Source organism: Sphingobacterium sp., assembly GCF_032065005.1.
Taxonomy (GTDB): domain Bacteria; phylum Bacteroidota; class Bacteroidia; order Sphingobacteriales; family Sphingobacteriaceae; genus Sphingobacterium.
Genome location: NZ_DAMBMM010000009.1, coordinates 161,488 through 178,567, shown reverse-complemented (window position 1 = coordinate 178,567; position 17,080 = coordinate 161,488). Strand labels below are relative to the sequence as shown.

Below are 17,080 nucleotides of genomic sequence, written 5' to 3'. Positions count from 1 at the left end.
ATGAATAATTTAAAGAAATATATATTTGTTGCAAGCTTGTTCTCCTCGATTTTTACGGCTTGTGGAAATGACACGAATATCAATGGCGGAGACCCTGTTCCTGTAGACCCTACATCCGGAGATGTATTAATCTATACTACAACCGGTTCGCTAAGCCATGATTTCAAAAAATCCTATGTGGACTTTAGCAAGACCAGTAACATGGGAACTAAGACCATTAAGATCGATGAAAGCAAAACATTCCAAACCATGGATGGATTTGGTTCTGCTATCACCGGTTCAGCAGCTTTCAACTTATTGAAAATGGCACCAGAGGACCGTACGAAATTCCTTAAAGAAACATTCTCTCCAACAGAAGGTATGGGTCAAAGTTATATCCGTATCGCGATTGGCTGTTCTGATTTCTCATTGGATGAATATACTTTGGCAGATAAACCGGGAATTGAAAACTTCGCACTTCAATCGGAAGAATTGGAATATGTGATTCCTGTTTTGAAAGAGATTATCGCCATCAATCCAGAGATCAAGATCATGGGCTCGCCATGGACTCCTCCAAAATGGATGAAAGTGAATAACTTGACGGAATTGAAACCCTACGATTCTTGGACTGGGGGACACTTGAACCCTAAATACTACCAAGACTATGCAACCTATTTTGTAAAGTGGATCCAAGCCATGAAAGACCATGGTGTGAATATTTACTCCATTACAACACAAAATGAGCCATTGAACGACAAGAACTCGGCTTCATTGGTGATGTTTTGGAATGAGCAACAAGCATTTGTTAAAAATGCGCTTGGTCCTAAGATGAAAGCGGCTGGATTAACAACCAAAATCTACGCATTCGACCATAACTATAACTATGATAATATGCCAGAACAACAGGATTATCCAGTCAAGATTTTTGAAGATCCTGCTGCAGCTGCTTATTTCGCTGGTTCTGCTTACCATAACTATGGTGGTGACAAGGCCGAGTTATTGGATATCCACGCCAAAGCACCGAACAAAGATTTGATCTTTACGGAAACTTCCATTGGAACTTGGAATGACGGCCATGCACTAGGCAAAAGATTGTTGGAGGATATGCGTGAGGTAGCCTTAGGTACAGTAAACAACTGGAGCAAAGGGGTAATCGTATGGAATTTGATGTTGGATTCAGAAAGAGGCCCTAACCGTGAAGGTGGTTGCCAAACTTGTTATGGTGCCGTTGATATCAGCAAAGCCGATTACAAGACCATCCGTAGAAACTCACATTACTACATCATCGGGCACATGTCAGCCGTGGTAAAACCAGGTGCAGTCCGCATTGGGTCTGAAGGTTATACAGATGCTGGATTGTCATATGCTGCTTTCAAAAATACCGATGGTAGCTATGCTTTTGTGATTGCAAATGCTAATGGAAGCAATTCTAGAATTGTTATTGAGGATGGGAAAAATCATTTCAGTTATGATGTTCCTGCAGGTTCTGTTGTTTCTTATTCTTGGAAAAAATGAAAAAATTAATCAATTATTTAGCCTTTTCACTTCTTTTGAGCCTAATGTTCTCTTGTAAAGAAGATGAATTAATCGTGCCTTATGGCGCTGGGGAGCCTGCCATTGAAATAGTTAAAAGTCCAACTGCTTCTTTGTTTGGCGATAGCTTGCAATATACCGTGAATGTTTCGGATAAAAGCGTAGACCTGTCTACCTTGAAAGTACAATTATTGTTCAGTGATGAAGTCGTATCGGAACAGACCATACGTACAAAAGAAGCTGGATCGTACTCTGGAAAATTATTTGTTCCTTACTTAAAGAACATTCCTAATGGTTCTGCCTTATTGAAGTTTACCCTTCAAAATGTGCAGATGGTGAGTAAAACGGAAGAAAAAGTCCTGAATATCACGAGACCAGATTTTCCTTATTTAAACTTGGTAGCCGAAGGAAAGACCTATCGTATGAGCAAGGTTGGACCTAACCAGTACGAGGTTTCTGATGAATTTAAGATGAAAGCTCCGGCTTATATCGAAGCGCCTAAAGTAGGTGAATTTGGAAATAAGATTCAATTTGGATGGGAGAATAAAGCGATCCTGCAAGGGGTAAATACGCCAATTCCTTTTTCAAATGCTTTCGATGGAGTTTATAAGATCAGCTTCAACACCTTGACTTATGCAGCTTCACCTTTCCTTCGTTATGCAATCAATGATACGGATATGTCCATGGTAGAAGATGAAATCTTCTCAGTAGACCTAACGATCAACAAAGATGAAGAATTGACCTTTGAAGGAATGCCAGCGGGTTGGTGGGTCGATAAGGACTATATCCGCCAGGATGCGGGCAAATATTACTTCAATGCCATGTCTGGAAAATACCGTTTCATTGCCGATCTAGGTAAAAAATATATCAAGGTAGAAGCTATGAACGGAAATGATCTAGCAAGATTGAATGCCGATGGTACCGGAGCAATCTGGATTATTGGTGAAGGTATCGGTAAACCAACTGTTGCAGATAATCAGGTTGGTTGGGATCCAGGAAAGGCCATCTGTGTGACACCAATTGGAGGAAAGAAATACCAAGTGACCGTAGTGGCTGGACAATCCATCAATACCGATAATATCAACTTCAAATTCTTCCATGAAAAAGGATGGAACGGTGAATTCAAGAATACAGACTTGACAACCACTAGCGACGTTATCTTGATTGGAGATGGAACAAATGGCCGTGACCCAGGTAACTTAGGTCTTCAGGCTGGTAAAAAACTGGAAGCAGGTGCAACCTATGTATTCGTAGTTGATCTGTCTGAAGGAAATAACAAAGCAAAACTTAGTGTGACAAAACAATAAAACAACTAACAGTTTAGATTGATTAGGGGTGGATGAAGGCGTTTCCACCCCTTTTGTTTTTCAGGTATTAATTACGTTCTTTGTTTAAAACTGAATCTAATTATGAAAAAGAGTGTAACCTACTTATTAATCTTAATGTGTGTAACGATGAATTTAACGCCTTCTTCTGCACAGAGCAATTCAAAACCGAAGTATGTTTTAGCCATTCATGGAGGTGCAGGTACGATACTAAAAAAGAATATGACGGACTCCCTGGAGAAAGCCTATATCGAGAAATTGACCGAATCCCTACGGGCTGGTTATGAACAGATCAAACAGGGAAAATCTAGCTTAGACGCCATCGAAGCTGCTATCCATATCATGGAAGATTCACCACTTTTCAATGCTGGTAAAGGTGCCGTATTCACAAATCAAGGTAAAAATGAACTGGATGCCGCCATTATGGATGGATCTAATCTTAAGGCAGGTGCTGTAGCTGGTGTTACCAATATCAAGAATCCCATCAGTGCAGCGAGAGCTGTCATGGATAAATCGGAACATGTCATGATGATTGGAAAAGGCGCAGAGGAATTCGCGCAGCAAAATGGTATCCAAATTGTTGACCCATCCTATTTCTGGACCAAGCAGCGTTGGGATGGACTGCAAAGGGCATTGGAAAGAGATAAAGATCGTGCTGAACTGGACCATGACGATAAAAAGGCTTTCTTGCCTCCATATAAAGATGAAAAATTTGGAACTGTGGGCTGTGTAGCCTTGGATAAACATGGTAACCTTGCAGCAGGGACTTCCACTGGAGGTATGACCAATAAAAAATTCGGCAGGGTGGGTGATGCGCCAATTATTGGTGCAGGAACCTATGCCAACAATGCCACGGTAGCTATTTCATGTACAGGTTGGGGCGAGTTTTTTATCCGTTCTGTTGCTGCATTCAATGTGTCCGCAAAAATGCAATATGCCAAAATGGATGTTGCCAAAGCTTCGCAGGAAGTTATCGATGAAATTGGAAAATTAGGTGGCGATGGTGGATTGATTGCAATCGACAAAAATGGAGAAGTCGCTATGCCATTCAATACTGAAGGCATGTACCGTGGAACGGTCACTGCAGATGGGAAAATCCATGTGGAAATCTATAAATAAAGAATAAATTATAGCATTACTCCGGTATGCTATAATAATTCATATACCTCACGATGCTATTAGCTCTTCTGTTAATATAATTAGAAGGTCTTCTAGCATCCCACTTTTGTGGACTAGGCAAGATGGCAATGATCAATGCGGCCTCTTTCTTGGTCAGGCTTTTTGCCGACTTATGAAAGTAATACTGTGCCGCCCCTTCGGCTCCATACACTCCCTGTCCCGTTTCTATCACGTTCAGGTATACTTCCAAGATTCTTTTCTTACTCCAAAAGACCTCAATCAGTACCGTAAAGTAAGTTTCTAAACCCTTGCGGAGCCATGAACGTCCAGGCCATAGGAATACATTTTTTGCCGTTTGTTGGCTTATGGTGCTTCCGCCCCTTAATCTTTTTCCTTTTTTGTTTTTCTCAAAAGCTTCTTTGATCGCTTGGGTATCAAAACCATTGTGCGTCATGAAGTGTGCATCTTCACCAGCTAAAGCGGCTCGCTTCAGGTTGTTTGAGATGTCCTCATAGTCCAACCATTTGCGTTCCATTTTCCAATCCTTACCATCTGCTTTCCGCTCAAAACCTCTTTTTAACATCAAATAGGTAATGGGCGGATTGGTAAACCGTAGGGCAATGACCCAAAGTATGGTCAATACGAAAAAGGCAATCACTCCCCTGATTACCCAAGGAAGGACCTTGGTCTTCAGTGTGCTCCCGAAGGATGTCTTGGTTTGCTTTTTCCTGTTCTTGCTCGTAGAACGTTTGATTGCCATTACTTTGAAATTTTATGCAAACATAAGATGTATTTTTTAATTATTATGTCATTTCCCTAATGCTTTTTGGATGTAGGCATTGTTTTGCAAATCGCCACAATTCTGCTATTTTTACATCTTATACAAAAAAAGAATAACCTTGGCAAAAGCAAAGAAACAAACCCCTTTAATGCAGCAATATAATACCATCAAGGCCAAATACCCCGGTGCCTTATTGCTGTTTAGAGTTGGGGATTTTTATGAGACGTTTGGAGAAGATGCTGTTAAAGCAGCCAAGATTTTAGGAATCGTATTGACAAAGAGAGGAAATGGCTCTGAATCTGAGACCGCTTTAGCCGGTTTCCCGCACCATTCCCTGGAGACCTATCTGCCTAAATTGGTGCGAGCCGGACAGCGGGTAGCGATCTGTGATCAATTGGAGGATCCTAAACAAACCAAAACCATCGTAAAAAGAGGAGTAACTGAACTTGTTACACCTGGTGTTTCATACAATGAAAATATAGTCCAACAGAAATCCAATAATTACCTCGCTTCTATATTCATGGATAAACAGGTAGTAGGTGTCTCCTTTCTGGATATTTCAACCGGTGAATTCTTGGTCGCCCAAGGTTCCGTGGGATATATCGACAAGCTTTTGCAAGGCTTTAAACCTACTGAAATCATCCTTCCAAAAAAACAATATAAGGAGTTCGTGGAACAGTTTGGTTCCAACTATTACACCTATACCTTGGATGAATGGCCATATACCGGTGATTATGCCACCGAAAACCTCCTGAAACATTTCGAAGTCAATTCCATGAAAGGTTTTGGTATCGACCGTATGCCTATCGGGATTGTTGCAGCGGGCGTGGCATTGCACTACCTCAATGAAACCGAACATCGAAACCTGCAGCATATTTCCAATATCTCCAGGATCGAAGAAGATCGCTATATGTGGCTGGACCGTTTTACGATCCGCAACTTGGAGCTGATCAGTTCAGCCAATGAAAATGCAACTACACTTTCCGATGTGCTTGATGAAACTTCATCTCCAATGGGCGCCAGATTGTTGAAAAGATGGATCGTTATGCCCTTAAAGGATGAAAAATCCATAAATGAAAGACTTCAGGTCGTTCAGGATTTTTATCAAGATAGAAACCTAAGGGACCAATTGGTCCAAGAGATCAAACAGGTTGGTGATCTGGAAAGATTGATCTCTAAGATTGGACTGCAAAAAGCAAATCCTCGCGAAATCATCCAACTCAAAAGAGCCCTTTATGCCGTTGAGAAACTAAAAGAGCTTTGCCAAGAACAGGAATCAGAATCCTTAAAGGTCATTGCAGAACAGCTTAATCCCTGTCTGATTATCCGGGATAAGATCGAGCAGACCATTCAAGCTGAACCTCCAGTGGCCTTGAACAAAGGCAACGTTATTGCTGATGGAGTGGATCCTGATTTAGATAAATTGAGAAAGGTTGCCTTTGGTGGTAAGGATTATCTCCTGGAAATTCAGAGACGTGAATCTGAAATTACAGGTATTCCATCCCTGAAAATTGCATTTAATAATGTATTTGGCTATTACCTGGAAGTTACCAATACCCATAAGGATAAGGTGCCTTCGGGTTGGATCCGTAAACAGACCTTGGTCAACGCTGAACGCTATATTACCGAGGAACTGAAGGAATATGAGGAGCAGATCTTAGGTGCCGAGGAAAAGATTCAAGCCATTGAAAACCGTATTTATGCAGAGCTTATGCTCGCTATTGCGGAATATATCAAACCGATTCAATTAAATGCCCAATTGCTTGCAAAATTGGACGTGCTCTTGAATTTTGCCATCATTGCAGAAAAGAATTTCTATGTAAGGCCTGATGTCAATGTAGGAAAGAACATCGATATCAAAGGAGGAAGACACCCCGTTATTGAAAAGAATCTACCAATAGGGCAGGACTACATTACCAATGATACCTTTTTGGATCCCGAAGGTCAGCAGATCATTATCATTACAGGGCCTAACATGGCCGGTAAGTCAGCTTTACTGAGACAGACGGGGTTAATTGTGCTGATGGCGCAGATCGGTTCCTTTGTGCCGGCTAAAGAAGCATCCATTGGTATAGTGGATAAGATATTCACCCGTGTTGGTGCATCGGATAACCTAAGCTCTGGAGAATCTACCTTTATGGTGGAAATGAACGAGACGGCAAGTATCATGAACAACCTGTCTGACCGTAGTTTGATCCTGTTAGATGAAATTGGCCGTGGTACCAGTACCTATGATGGTATCTCCATTGCATGGGCCATTGCGGAATATCTGCACAACCATCCTTCTTGCCGGGCAAAAACTTTATTTGCCACCCATTACCATGAATTGAATGAACTGAGTACTTCCATGTCGCGGATCAAGAACTTTAACGTGAGTGTGAAGGAGGTCAACAATAAAGTGATTTTCCTTAGAAAACTGGTTCCTGGTGGCTCTGAACATAGTTTCGGTATACATGTGGCTAAGTTGGCCGGTATGCCTCCAAAACTGATCGGACGTGCTGGCGAGATCCTCAAACGCCTGGAACAGGAACGGACCGGCGGAGAAAAGATCAAGGATAGTATGCGTAAGATCCAAAAACAGGCTTATCAACTTCAGATGTTTGCCATTGATGATCCTGTGCTGGAAAAGATTCGGGATATGCTGAATAATTTGGATGTGAATACCCTCACTCCGGTAGAGGCATTGATGAAACTGGACGAGATCCAGCGTTTACTGAAGAACTAAAAAATATGCTGGTAGTTTAGTACCTACCAGCATCATATATATCATAGGAGATGTCATTTGGATCATACCCTAATCGAGGGTCGACCCGAATGATCATCGTTCCACGGAACGATTCACCGGCATATAAGGTCCCAATGGGTGCCTCATTGAAAAAAGGTGCCCCATTATGTCCAACCAGGGAGAACTCTAAGTAATAATCACCATCCTGACCTTGGTAATAATCAATGTTGGAAAGATTAGTTACCGCATACTCCACGCGGTAAGTATCTGGACTCACTTTATAGACATCAAAAACATCTACAGCAAAGTCTTCAGGATAAAAATAAGATCCCCCGATGTATTCTTTTGAACAGGCTGAAAATAGTCCTACGACCATGATCAAGGCTACGATTTTAAGTAATTTTGCTTTCATATGCTTGTCTGTCTTTAGGGAAATAGACTATAGGGATTCCATTTAGATTAATCCCAGCCTATAAATATTTTAGCAATGGTTCTTTTTTGGCTCAAAAACAAGCATTTAAAATTACCTTTGTGCTATGGGAAATATCTTCCAATTCAAGCAATTTTCAGTTAATCAAGAACACTGTGCCATGCGGATCAATACCGATGGGGTGTTGTTGGGGGCCTTTGCCGAACATATACAGGCCGATTCCATTCTAGATATTGGAACGGGAACAGGGGTCATAGCACTCATGCTGGCCCAAAAATATCCGAAAGCGAAAATTTGGGCTGTGGAAATCGATAAACAGGCCTCCCAAAGGGCATTGGAAAACTTTCAAGCTTCGCCCTTTCAGGATCGTCTTTCCATTGTGCACTCTGATATCTTCCATTGGAAGGCAGAAACTGAATTTGACCTGATTGTCTCCAATCCTCCTTTTTATATCAATTCGTTGCATAACCCTGATCAAAGGAAGAAAGTGGCCAAACATACCGATGTGGAATTCTTTAAGGGTTTGTTCCATTTTGCAGGCACAAAGCTTTCAGCCCTTGGAAAATTGCAGATTGTGGTGCCCATGGAGCTGTTAGATTTTATGGTAACCGAAGCTAAAGAGAATCAACTATTTCTGGACCAACAGATCAATATGCAATCCTTTGTTGATTCAGAACCCTTTCGCTGCATACTGAGTTTCCAAAAACAAGAAATCAAACCTGAGCGGCAGACTTTTGTTATCTATCAGGAGAGATCCCAATACTCAGATGCCTATAAACAGATCTTGAAACCTTATTTTTTAGCTTTTTAACATGAAAATCGGACTTCTTTCAGATACCCACGGATACCTAGATGATGCGGTCTTAAAACATTTTGAAAAATGTGATGAAATCTGGCATGCCGGTGATTTTGGCTCCATGGAGATCATCGAGAAATTGGAAGCCTTTAAGCCTCTTCGGGGTGTTTATGGAAATATCGATGATAAAGATATCCGCCTGAAATTCCCTGAACACCTCAGGTTCCATTGTGAACAGGTGGATGTTTGGATGACCCATATTGGTGGCTATCCAGGAAAATACAGCCCCCTGGTCAAACCTGAAATCTTGAACAATCCCCCGAAACTGTTTATTACAGGGCATTCCCATATCCTGAAGGTACAGTTTGATCCGAAGCTACAGTTGCTCCACCTCAATCCGGGAGCTGCCGGTAAACAAGGCTGGCATCAGATAAGGACCGCAATGCGTTTTGAAATTAATGGAGATAAAATTGAAAATTTGGAAGTTATAGAATTAGGAAGCAGAGCCTTATAGACTATCCCTCACTTCAATTAAAAAGCTTTTTAACCCCTCCAAAGATTCAATGATCCTTTGGTTTTCCCTTGCTTCGTTCTTGTTGCTTCGTAAGAATTCACGCGCTCCTTGTAGGGTATAACCCTTGTCCTTAACCAAATTGAAGATGATCTTGAGGTTCGCAATATCATTCTGGGTGAATAGACGATTCCCTTTTTTGTTTTTCTTAGGTTGTAGAATATCGAATTCACGCTCATAAAAACGGATTTGAGATGCATTTACACCGAACATCTCAGTGACTTCACCCATGGTATAATACAGCTTGTTTATTTCTCGTTCTTTGTACGGCATGAACTTTTAATTTTAGTGTATTAACAAATATACAATCTAAGTTTGAAAATCAAAAAAACCATGATTGATATAAAGTTAAAGGCGATTTCGTAATTTTAAACTTTAGATGAAAGGTAAAGTAATTGTAAGTAAGTTTTGGACCAAGTTCTTTTCCATGGGAAAAGCGCAAGCTATTACCATATTTCCTTTTATCTTCCTCAAGCATTCTTCTGACCGCGACAACAGGATTCTGATCAATCATGAACGAATCCACGTTTTGCAAGCCTTGGAGTTGCTCATTATCCCGTTTTATTTACTCTATCTATTGGAATTCAGCCTGCGAATGCTACAATACCGCAACTTTACAAGGGCTTACCTGAATATCTCCTTTGAGCGGGAAGCTTATGATAATGAGCATAACCTGAATTACCTCAAATCTAGAAAGCTATTTAGCTTCTGGAAGTATGTAACAAGGTAATTGGAGATTTATCAAAGAGGGCATATAAGCTATGCCCCCAACTTATCAAATACTTTCATTACGCCCATGATGCATGGAGCATTACCATTGATCTGTTCGAAACGGGGAAACCGGTAATCCATTGGAGTTAAACAGATTTGGCATGGCGATCTCCGTGAATCCAAAGCGTACCGCTACTGGGTCTTTGACCTCTGCAGATTCTACAATCAGCTTGTCGCCCTTAATCTTGCCCTTTGCCGCTTTGAACTGCTTGTCTGCTGCTGCAATAAATAAGTCAGTAATTTCACCTTTTGAAGTTAATTTCCCCTCTAGGTTACTAAAGCTAATTTCAATGCTGTTGCCTTTTATCTCCTGCGATTTAAAGATTGGTGATTTATAATCTTTCAGGGGTTTATGGTAAACCTCGGCAAGTGCTAGATCTGCCAACCGTTTAGCAACCGCCTTTTTCTGGATAGGATGGATGTCCTTAATATTGTCTACCAAGTCTGTTATCACGACCATGCCGGTATTGGGTAGCTCGTTTGCGGTCTTGGCCTGCTGTTCTCTTAGATAGGCTGCCAGAGGCTCTTTATTGTTATATTGGAAGGGTGCAATCTGCACGAAGTAAAAAGGGAAATCATCGTTCCAAGCTGATCTCCATGAACTGACCATGGTCTTCATCAGTTTATCATATCCATCCCATGTCCCTACATTGCTCTCGCCTTGGTACCAGAATGCTGCCGTGATATTATAGCCCGCAAAGGGATGTACCATGGCATTCCAAAGTACCCCACTGTTGTGCGGTCGCCAATCATTTGCACTTTGTTGCTTAGCTCGCTGCAACAGGAAAGGATCGTTATCGATTAAATAACTCGGCGTCCATACCTCTGCGGCCGTGCCACCCCAACTGGAATTGATCACTCCAATAGGAACCTGCTCCTGGGAATTGATCTCTTTTGCAATAAAATAACCAATGGCTGAAAAGGGCTGTAAGGACTCTGCACTTAGGGTTGCCCATTTATTGGAAATCTGATCTTGAGGGGTCAATGCGCCGTTCCTGCTGATATGTAATAACCTGATGTTTGGGTTATTGGCAGTTGGCATCTCATCGATGATCTCTTTGAGGTTTTGGGCCGCTCCCCATTCCATATTAGATTGTCCTGAACATAAGAATACATCCCCTAATAGAATATCTTTCAAGCTGATGCTCTCTTGGTTGGCCATAATCTTTATCTCATAGGGCCCTCCAGCTTTTCCTGCTGGCAAGGTGGTTTTCCATTGCCCATCACCATTCGTCTTTGCTTTTACGGTGTCTTGAAACCATGTTCCAACAATGCGGATTTCCGAACTGGCAGGTGCCAATCCCCAGAAATTGATATCGGTTCCGCGCTGCAAAACCATATGGTCCGAAAAGAAATTAGGGATCCGGAGCTGGGCGATGACACTTTGCTGAAAAGCGAATACGGCCAACAGGGAAAGTAAAAAGAGATTTTTTAAGTTCATGTGATTTTTTTAGGTTTATTGTTGTCTAAATTTAACAAAAAAATCTAAATCTTTATTCTGTTTAGCCTTGCTGGACAATTCGTTTTCAAAAATAACGCAGGTTTTCCGATTGATGATTTGACCTCATTCGAGGCATATTCGGAAAATTCCGAATTGGCTGGAGCTTTTTGGCAAGGTTTCTCGAATATGTCTCGAATGATTCTCGAAGCAGACCCCAAAATGGAAGGGTCAAGTTAGGGGGAAGAATAGGCATAAAAAAAGCGAGCCATGTCTAGCCCGCTTTCAAATATGTTTAGAGAAACTCTACTTTACCATTTTAAGGAAAGTGGATACTTTTTCTTTTAATTGTCTTCTGTCTACGATGAAATCTAGGAAACCATGTTCCAGAACGAATTCTGAAGTTTGGAAACCTTTAGGAAGATCTTTTTTGATGGTTTCTTTGATGACACGAGGTCCGGCGAAACCGATCAATGCCCCTGGTTCAGCGATATTGATGTCACCTAACATGGCATAAGAAGCTGTAACCCCACCAGTGGTTGGGTCAGTCAATAAACAGATGTAAGGTAATTTAGCTTGAGCCAAAAGGGCTAGTTTTGCCGAGGTCTTGGCCATTTGCATCAAGGAGAATGCAGCCTCCATCATACGGGCACCACCAGATTTAGAGATCAACATAAAAGGTAATTTATGCTCGATACAGTAATCGATGGATCTAGAGATTTTTTCTCCAACTACAGAACCCATTGAACCTCCAATAAAGGAGAAATCCATACAAGCTACAACAAGGTCTTGCCCGTTAACTTTACCAACGGCAGATCTCAAGGCATCGTTCAGACCCGTTTTCGCTTGGCTATCCAATAATCTGTCTTTGTAAGGTTTAGTGTCCACAAAGTTTAATGGGTCACCCGCTTTCAGGTTCGGAAATAATTCAGTGAATTCGTTGTTGTCGAATAATATGGAGAAATAGGCAGTTGATCCAATGCGGATGTGGTAATCACAGTAATGGCAAACATACTTGTTTTCAACTTGTTCCACATTCAAAAGAGGTTTTTTACAGTTAGGACATTTGTTCCACATCCCATCAGGTGCCTCTTTTTTGTTTTCTGTTGCAGTATGTATACCTGCTTTGTTTCTTTTAAACCAACTCATAGACTCATGTTAATTCGGTTTACAAATAAACGAAAAATATCTAATATGTGTATTTAGAAAACGAAATGAAGGAAATAAAGGAGAGTTTAGGCCAATAAAAAATGGGTAAGCTCCCTCTATCGCACCGCTCAACCAAATACCCTTGCTTTGTTCCCAACCTGGGGGAGTCAATGGGAGCTGGTCGTAGAGGACTTACCCACGGCAAAATTAACAAAAAATTAATCTTTTCGAAAAGAAAATCGCATTTAGGACGTATCCGGCTGAGATTCAACCTGAAAATTACATTTTGTCCTTCTGATATTCGCCTCTCAGGGCGAAATATCCAAAGACCCCAAGGCCAATCGAGATGATCGGTGTGAGGATAAACAGAATGATAATTCCAAAAACAACGTCTTCTTGCTTTCCGGAAATAATTTTTGGCAAGCCAAATTTGGCAATGCAGAAATATGCCGCAAGTAGCGCTAAAGCTATCCAAAGGATCCCTAATATTTTTTTAATGCTCTCCATATCAATTCAAATCTTTTGCAACCATGTTTTTGTTGATGTATAGGGCGCCTATGACAAAACAGACCGCCGAAATAATGATCGGGTACCATAAACCCTCCAGGTAAAATGTGGGATCGGCCGCTGTTTTTGCATTCGTGGCCAAATAAGTGGATACGGCCGGCAATAACCCGCCGAAGATTCCATTGCCGATATGATACGGTAGGGACATAGAGGTGTACCTGATTTTTACAGGAAAGATTTCGACCAAGAATGCCGCAATAGGACCGTAAACCAAAGTGATATAGATGATCTGTATAAAGATTAATGCAATCAGTTTAACATAATTGGAGCCAGCTAAAAAGACTGCAGTCTTGCTGGTACCCTTGACCGTATCGGTGTTTTCGATGCTGTGCGATCCATCATTGTAATAACGGGTCAGCGATTTGATCTCATGCTCATTATCTGCACTCACTGGAATAATGGTTTCCGTTCTTTTATCAACCAATTCCTGTTTGTTTTGACTGTTTGTGATCTGGTACATGGCTTGGTAAATTGGCCTATAGGTCAGTACCGCCAATAACATACCGGTGAGCATGACCCATTTTCGCCCGACCTTGTCCGAAAGCCTGCCAAAGACCACAAAGAATGGGGTTCCAAAGAGCAGGGCAATCCCTAAAATAATATCAGCCTGATCGGAATCGAGGAACATGACCGTTTTCATAAAGCTCATGGAATAGAACTGTCCAGTGTACCAAACCACACCTTGACCCATTGCTGCCCCAAATAAAGCCAATAGGACAAACTTAAGATTGTACTTATTTCCAAAACTTTCTTTCAGTGGATTAGTGGAGGTCCTCCCTTCCGCTTTTGCTTTCTTGAATTCTGGGGATTCATCCATGTTCTTACGGATCAGGTATGAAACATAGACCATAAGGATAGAAAGAAGGAAAGGGACACGCCAGCCCCAATGATCGAATTGAGCTTCGGTCAGAACAAGTTTAGTCAGTAAGATGACCACTAAGGAGATGAACAGGCCAAAGGTAGCCGTCGTTTGTATCCAGGAGGTCCAATATCCACGCTCTCCATTCGGAGCATGCTCGGCCACATAGGTCGCAGCGCCTCCATATTCACCTCCTAAGGCAAGCCCTTGAAGGAGTCTCAGGATCAGGACGATCAATGGGGCCAGAAAACCGATGCTTTCATAGCTGGGGATACATCCAATGAGGAAGGTCGCTCCTCCCATAAGCATCAGGGTGACCATGAAGGTATATTTCCTTCCGATCAGGTCGCCCAATCTGCCAAAGAATAGTGCGCCGAAAGGACGGACCACAAAGCCGGCGGCAAAGGTGGCCAAGGTAGACAGGAAGGCTGCGGTTGGATTGTCCGAAGGGAAGAATTTGGTGGAAATAACAATGGAAAGACTTCCGAAAATAAAGAAGTCATACCATTCGATCAGTGTCCCTAAGGAGGAGGCACCAATCACTTTCCAAATTCCTTTTTTACTTGCTTGTTCTTGCATAAAAGAAGTTTAGGTTTAAGGTAGTTTATAACGTTTTCCGGGTAAGGTCTGAATGATTCCATTCATTTCCATTTCCAGGAGGATCATAGCTAGTTTGCTCTGCGGAAATTCGCAGTAAGCGGCAATATCATCGATATGAGACTCTTTGCAGTCTTTAAGATAGTCAAAAACTCGTTGTTCTTGTTTAGTTAATTCAAAAATTAACGGGAGCTGTACATTTTTTTTGTTCTTGCTTATGGGTTCATCCCATTGCATCAGGTTGAGCAGGTCCTTTGCATTTCGGATCAGGTGCGCTTTGTTGGAACGAATGAGTTCATTGCAACCTGCCGAATAATAGAGGTCAACAGAGCCAGGAAAGGCACATACATCCCGGTTATAGCTATTGGCGATATCCGCGGTGATCAGTGCGCCTCCTTTATTGGCCGCCTCCACAACGACCGTCACATCGGATAGGCCTGCAACAATGCGATTCCGCATCGGAAAGTGGGTCTTTTCAGCAGTGGTTCCAGAAGGGTACTCGCTTAAGAGGCAACCATGCCTGCTGATCTCTTCGGCTATTTCACGGTGTTCAAAAGGGTATATTCTATCCAGACCATGTGCCAGGACAGCGGCAGTCTCCAGGCCTTCGTGCATAGCAGACCGATGGGCCATAATATCGATGCCGTATGCCAAGCCACTCACCACCAAGACTCCTAATTCCTTTAGGTCATGGACCAGTTCTTCGGTTAACCTTCTGCCATAGGAAGTCGCATTTCTGGTGCCTACGATACTGATGGATTTAGCATGGTTCAGGTTGCAATTGCCCTTTTGGAAGAGGATCAATGGAGCATCTTCACAATGCTTGAGCCGAGCTGGATAATTATCGTCTTCAAACCATAGGAGCTGTATATCGTTCTCTTCCATAAACCGATATTCTTCTTCAGCTTCTTTCAGATAGGTTTTGGAAATCAACTGTTCGATTGCGACTTTTTGTAAACCAGGGATGAGTTTAAGTTCTTTTTGGGGGCATTTGAATATTTCTTCCAAGCTTCCACAGTAGGCGAGTAACAAACGGCTTGTTTTCGGGCCTATACCTTTGATCTTGGTTAAGGCAATTTTTTCTATTGCATTCATTTTGGTTAGCTTAGAATTAAAGATAGGGATTCGATACACCTTATGCAATATCTATAAAGTATAATTGATTACCTTTGCTGAAAAAGAAGTCCATGGAAATGCAAGAACCTTTTGATATCGAAGTTGGAGGCGTAACCTATTCCGTTTTTCCGGATGAGGAGGATACCTATACTGTTTTTAAGGACGGAAAGGAATATGTACAGATCATAAAAGATACTGAAACCACTTGGTTGAAACTGAATCCGGAGACCGGTTTACCCTTGTTTGGGATGGACGAAGAGATTAATTTGATAGGGGCGGAGATCAATAAAAACGTGGAAGAGAAGTAGGTTGTTGAAGGGCAACATATTTGCTTCAATATGAGCAATAGACATAATATCATTAATCAATAGGTCATATGGATAAGAAAATCTTTACAATTGAACTGCCCGAAAAGGAAACTAAGCTATTCAAGCAACTTCTTATGAAGCTAAATGGAAAAATTGTTTCTCAAAGCAATAAGCCCAGCCATGAGACCCTAGAAGCTATGAAGGAATTGCAGGAGGGAAAAGGAGTAAGTTTTTCAAGTGTTTCTGAGCTTTTTAAAAGTATCGTTAAATAAAAGCAACCAATGTGTGGTTGCTTTTTTTATAACATTAAAAATCTTCTCCCCCTGTGCCCATTTCAATTCGCCTTTTTATAAAGCAGTTGAAAGTAAACAGGCAATTACATCGGGATATACATTACATACTTGGTATCAAAGAAATCTTCTTTGAAATAAGACGATATAGGGTGTAATTCAGCTTTTACTCTGGCTTCTTTGATTTCTTCTTTCAGATCACCACCCTTCAGATAAAGGATGCCATTAGGGATACCATTTTTATCTTGTTTTTCAATTTTGTTTCTCACCCAAGGGATAAAGTCACCTAAACGGGTAACTGCTCTGGAAACCACAAAATCGTATTTATAGTCCAATTGCTCGGCTCGGATATGGTCTGCTTCGACATTCGTAAGGCCTAAACCTTCTGCTACTTCGCGAACTACCTTGATCTTTTTGCCGATAGAGTCCACCAAATGGAATTTAACCTCTGGAAATAGGATCGCTAATGGGATTCCAGGAAAACCACCTCCGGTGCCTACATCTAGAACTCTTGTATTAGGGGTAAATTCACCCACAAACTTTCCTATTGCCAAGGAATGTAAAACATGTTTCAGGTACAGGCTTTCGATATCTTTTCTGGAGATCACATTGATCTGGTCATTCCATAAGGGATATAGTTCTTCCAATTTGGCAAATTGCTCTTTCTGGGTTTCCGTCAGTTTCGGGAAGTAATTATAGATAATGTCGACAGTAGGGTTCACGATG

The 17,080-nt window shown here is 41.6% G+C and carries 18 protein-coding genes and 1 other RNA gene; 9 read left to right on the top strand and 10 right to left on the bottom strand.

Annotated elements, in window-relative coordinates:
- From RT138_RS14885 to RT138_RS14875, 3 genes are all read left to right on the top strand, one after another.
- A complete protein-coding gene (locus RT138_RS14885) occupies nt 1-1,494 on the top strand; it encodes a glycoside hydrolase family 30 beta sandwich domain-containing protein (protein ID WP_313191312.1) in 1,494 nt (497 codons plus the stop codon).
- Nucleotides 1,491-2,819 carry a DUF5125 domain-containing protein gene (locus RT138_RS14880; RefSeq protein ID WP_313191311.1) on the top strand — a complete coding sequence of 443 codons (1,329 nt, stop codon included), beginning with the start codon at nt 1,491-1,493 and terminating at the stop codon, nt 2,817-2,819. Before RT138_RS14885 ends, RT138_RS14880 begins: the two co-directional genes overlap by 4 nt.
- 102 nt (nt 2,820-2,921) lie before the next feature.
- A complete protein-coding gene (locus RT138_RS14875) occupies nt 2,922-3,956 on the top strand; it encodes an isoaspartyl peptidase/L-asparaginase (RefSeq protein WP_313191310.1) in 1,035 nt (344 codons plus the stop codon).
- Nucleotides 3,957-3,972: 16 nt separating this feature from the next.
- On the opposite strand, the gene mtgA is transcribed toward RT138_RS14875, so the two are convergent.
- Nucleotides 3,973-4,716: a monofunctional biosynthetic peptidoglycan transglycosylase gene (mtgA, locus tag RT138_RS14870; RefSeq protein ID WP_313191309.1), complete on the bottom strand. Its 744-nt coding sequence runs from the start codon at nt 4,714-4,716 to the stop codon at nt 3,973-3,975.
- A gap of 139 nt (nt 4,717-4,855) precedes the next feature.
- On the opposite strand from mtgA, the gene mutS reads away from it, so the two are divergent.
- Nucleotides 4,856-7,462, top strand: a complete 2,607-nt coding sequence (gene mutS, locus RT138_RS14865) for a DNA mismatch repair protein MutS (protein WP_313191308.1) — start codon at nt 4,856-4,858, stop codon at nt 7,460-7,462.
- A 16-nt stretch (nt 7,463-7,478) separates the two neighbouring features.
- Here the strand turns inward: mutS and RT138_RS14860 are convergent, their stop codons facing one another.
- Nucleotides 7,479-7,874, bottom strand: coding sequence for a hypothetical protein (locus tag RT138_RS14860; RefSeq protein ID WP_185211290.1), 396 nt, complete (start codon nt 7,872-7,874; stop codon nt 7,479-7,481).
- Between the two features lie 124 nt (nt 7,875-7,998).
- Between RT138_RS14860 and RT138_RS14855 the strand changes: the two genes are divergently transcribed.
- Entirely contained in the window at nt 7,999-8,703 is a 705-nt protein-coding gene (locus RT138_RS14855; protein ID WP_313191307.1) for a methyltransferase, read from the top strand.
- A gap of 1 nt (nt 8,704) precedes the next feature.
- Entirely contained in the window at nt 8,705-9,202 is a 498-nt protein-coding gene (locus RT138_RS14850; RefSeq protein ID WP_313191306.1) for a metallophosphoesterase family protein, read from the top strand.
- Here the strand turns inward: RT138_RS14850 and RT138_RS14845 are convergent.
- A complete protein-coding gene (locus RT138_RS14845; protein WP_093100690.1) occupies nt 9,197-9,532 on the bottom strand; it encodes a MerR family transcriptional regulator in 336 nt (111 codons plus the stop codon). The genes RT138_RS14850 and RT138_RS14845 overlap by 6 nt on opposite strands.
- Before the next feature lie 106 nt (nt 9,533-9,638).
- Here RT138_RS14845 and RT138_RS14840 point away from each other — a divergent pair, with 106 nt between their 5' ends.
- Nucleotides 9,639-9,989, top strand: coding sequence for a hypothetical protein (locus tag RT138_RS14840; protein ID WP_313191305.1), 351 nt, complete (start codon nt 9,639-9,641; stop codon nt 9,987-9,989).
- A gap of 81 nt (nt 9,990-10,070) precedes the next feature.
- Here RT138_RS14840 and RT138_RS14835 read toward each other — a convergent pair whose 3' ends face one another.
- From RT138_RS14835 to dprA, 6 genes are all read right to left on the bottom strand, one after another.
- Nucleotides 10,071-11,471, bottom strand: a complete 1,401-nt coding sequence (locus RT138_RS14835) for a sialate O-acetylesterase (RefSeq protein WP_313191304.1) — start codon at nt 11,469-11,471, stop codon at nt 10,071-10,073.
- Nucleotides 11,472-11,774: 303 nt separating this feature from the next.
- Nucleotides 11,775-12,617, bottom strand: a complete 843-nt coding sequence (accD, locus tag RT138_RS14830) for an acetyl-CoA carboxylase, carboxyltransferase subunit beta (RefSeq protein WP_094255578.1) — start codon at nt 12,615-12,617, stop codon at nt 11,775-11,777.
- Nucleotides 12,618-12,717: 100 nt separating this feature from the next.
- Nucleotides 12,718-12,815: signal recognition particle sRNA small type (ffs, locus tag RT138_RS14825), an RNA gene on the bottom strand.
- A gap of 81 nt (nt 12,816-12,896) precedes the next feature.
- On the bottom strand, nt 12,897-13,124 hold the full coding sequence (locus RT138_RS14820; RefSeq protein ID WP_185211286.1) for a DUF6814 family protein: 228 nt from the start codon (nt 13,122-13,124) through the stop codon (nt 12,897-12,899).
- A gap of 1 nt (nt 13,125) precedes the next feature.
- On the bottom strand, nt 13,126-14,622 hold the full coding sequence (locus RT138_RS14815) for an MFS transporter (RefSeq protein WP_313191303.1): 1,497 nt from the start codon (nt 14,620-14,622) through the stop codon (nt 13,126-13,128).
- Between the two features lie 15 nt (nt 14,623-14,637).
- Nucleotides 14,638-15,735: a DNA-processing protein DprA gene (gene dprA / locus RT138_RS14810; protein WP_313191302.1), complete on the bottom strand. Its 1,098-nt coding sequence runs from the start codon at nt 15,733-15,735 to the stop codon at nt 14,638-14,640.
- A 92-nt stretch (nt 15,736-15,827) separates the two neighbouring features.
- Between dprA and RT138_RS14805 the strand changes: the two genes are divergently transcribed.
- Together RT138_RS14805 and RT138_RS14800 are read left to right on the top strand one after the other, a co-directional pair.
- The gene (locus RT138_RS14805; RefSeq protein WP_185211283.1) at nt 15,828-16,064 is read left to right on the top strand and encodes a hypothetical protein; all 237 of its coding nucleotides are present in this window, start codon (nt 15,828-15,830) and stop codon (nt 16,062-16,064) included.
- A gap of 68 nt (nt 16,065-16,132) precedes the next feature.
- Nucleotides 16,133-16,336, top strand: coding sequence for a hypothetical protein (locus RT138_RS14800; RefSeq protein ID WP_313191301.1), 204 nt, complete (start codon nt 16,133-16,135; stop codon nt 16,334-16,336).
- Between the two features lie 104 nt (nt 16,337-16,440).
- Here RT138_RS14800 and rsmG read toward each other — a convergent pair whose 3' ends face one another.
- Nucleotides 16,441-17,076: a 16S rRNA (guanine(527)-N(7))-methyltransferase RsmG gene (rsmG, locus tag RT138_RS14795; protein WP_313191300.1), complete on the bottom strand. Its 636-nt coding sequence runs from the start codon at nt 17,074-17,076 to the stop codon at nt 16,441-16,443.
- Between the last annotated feature and the right edge of the window lie 4 nt (nt 17,077-17,080).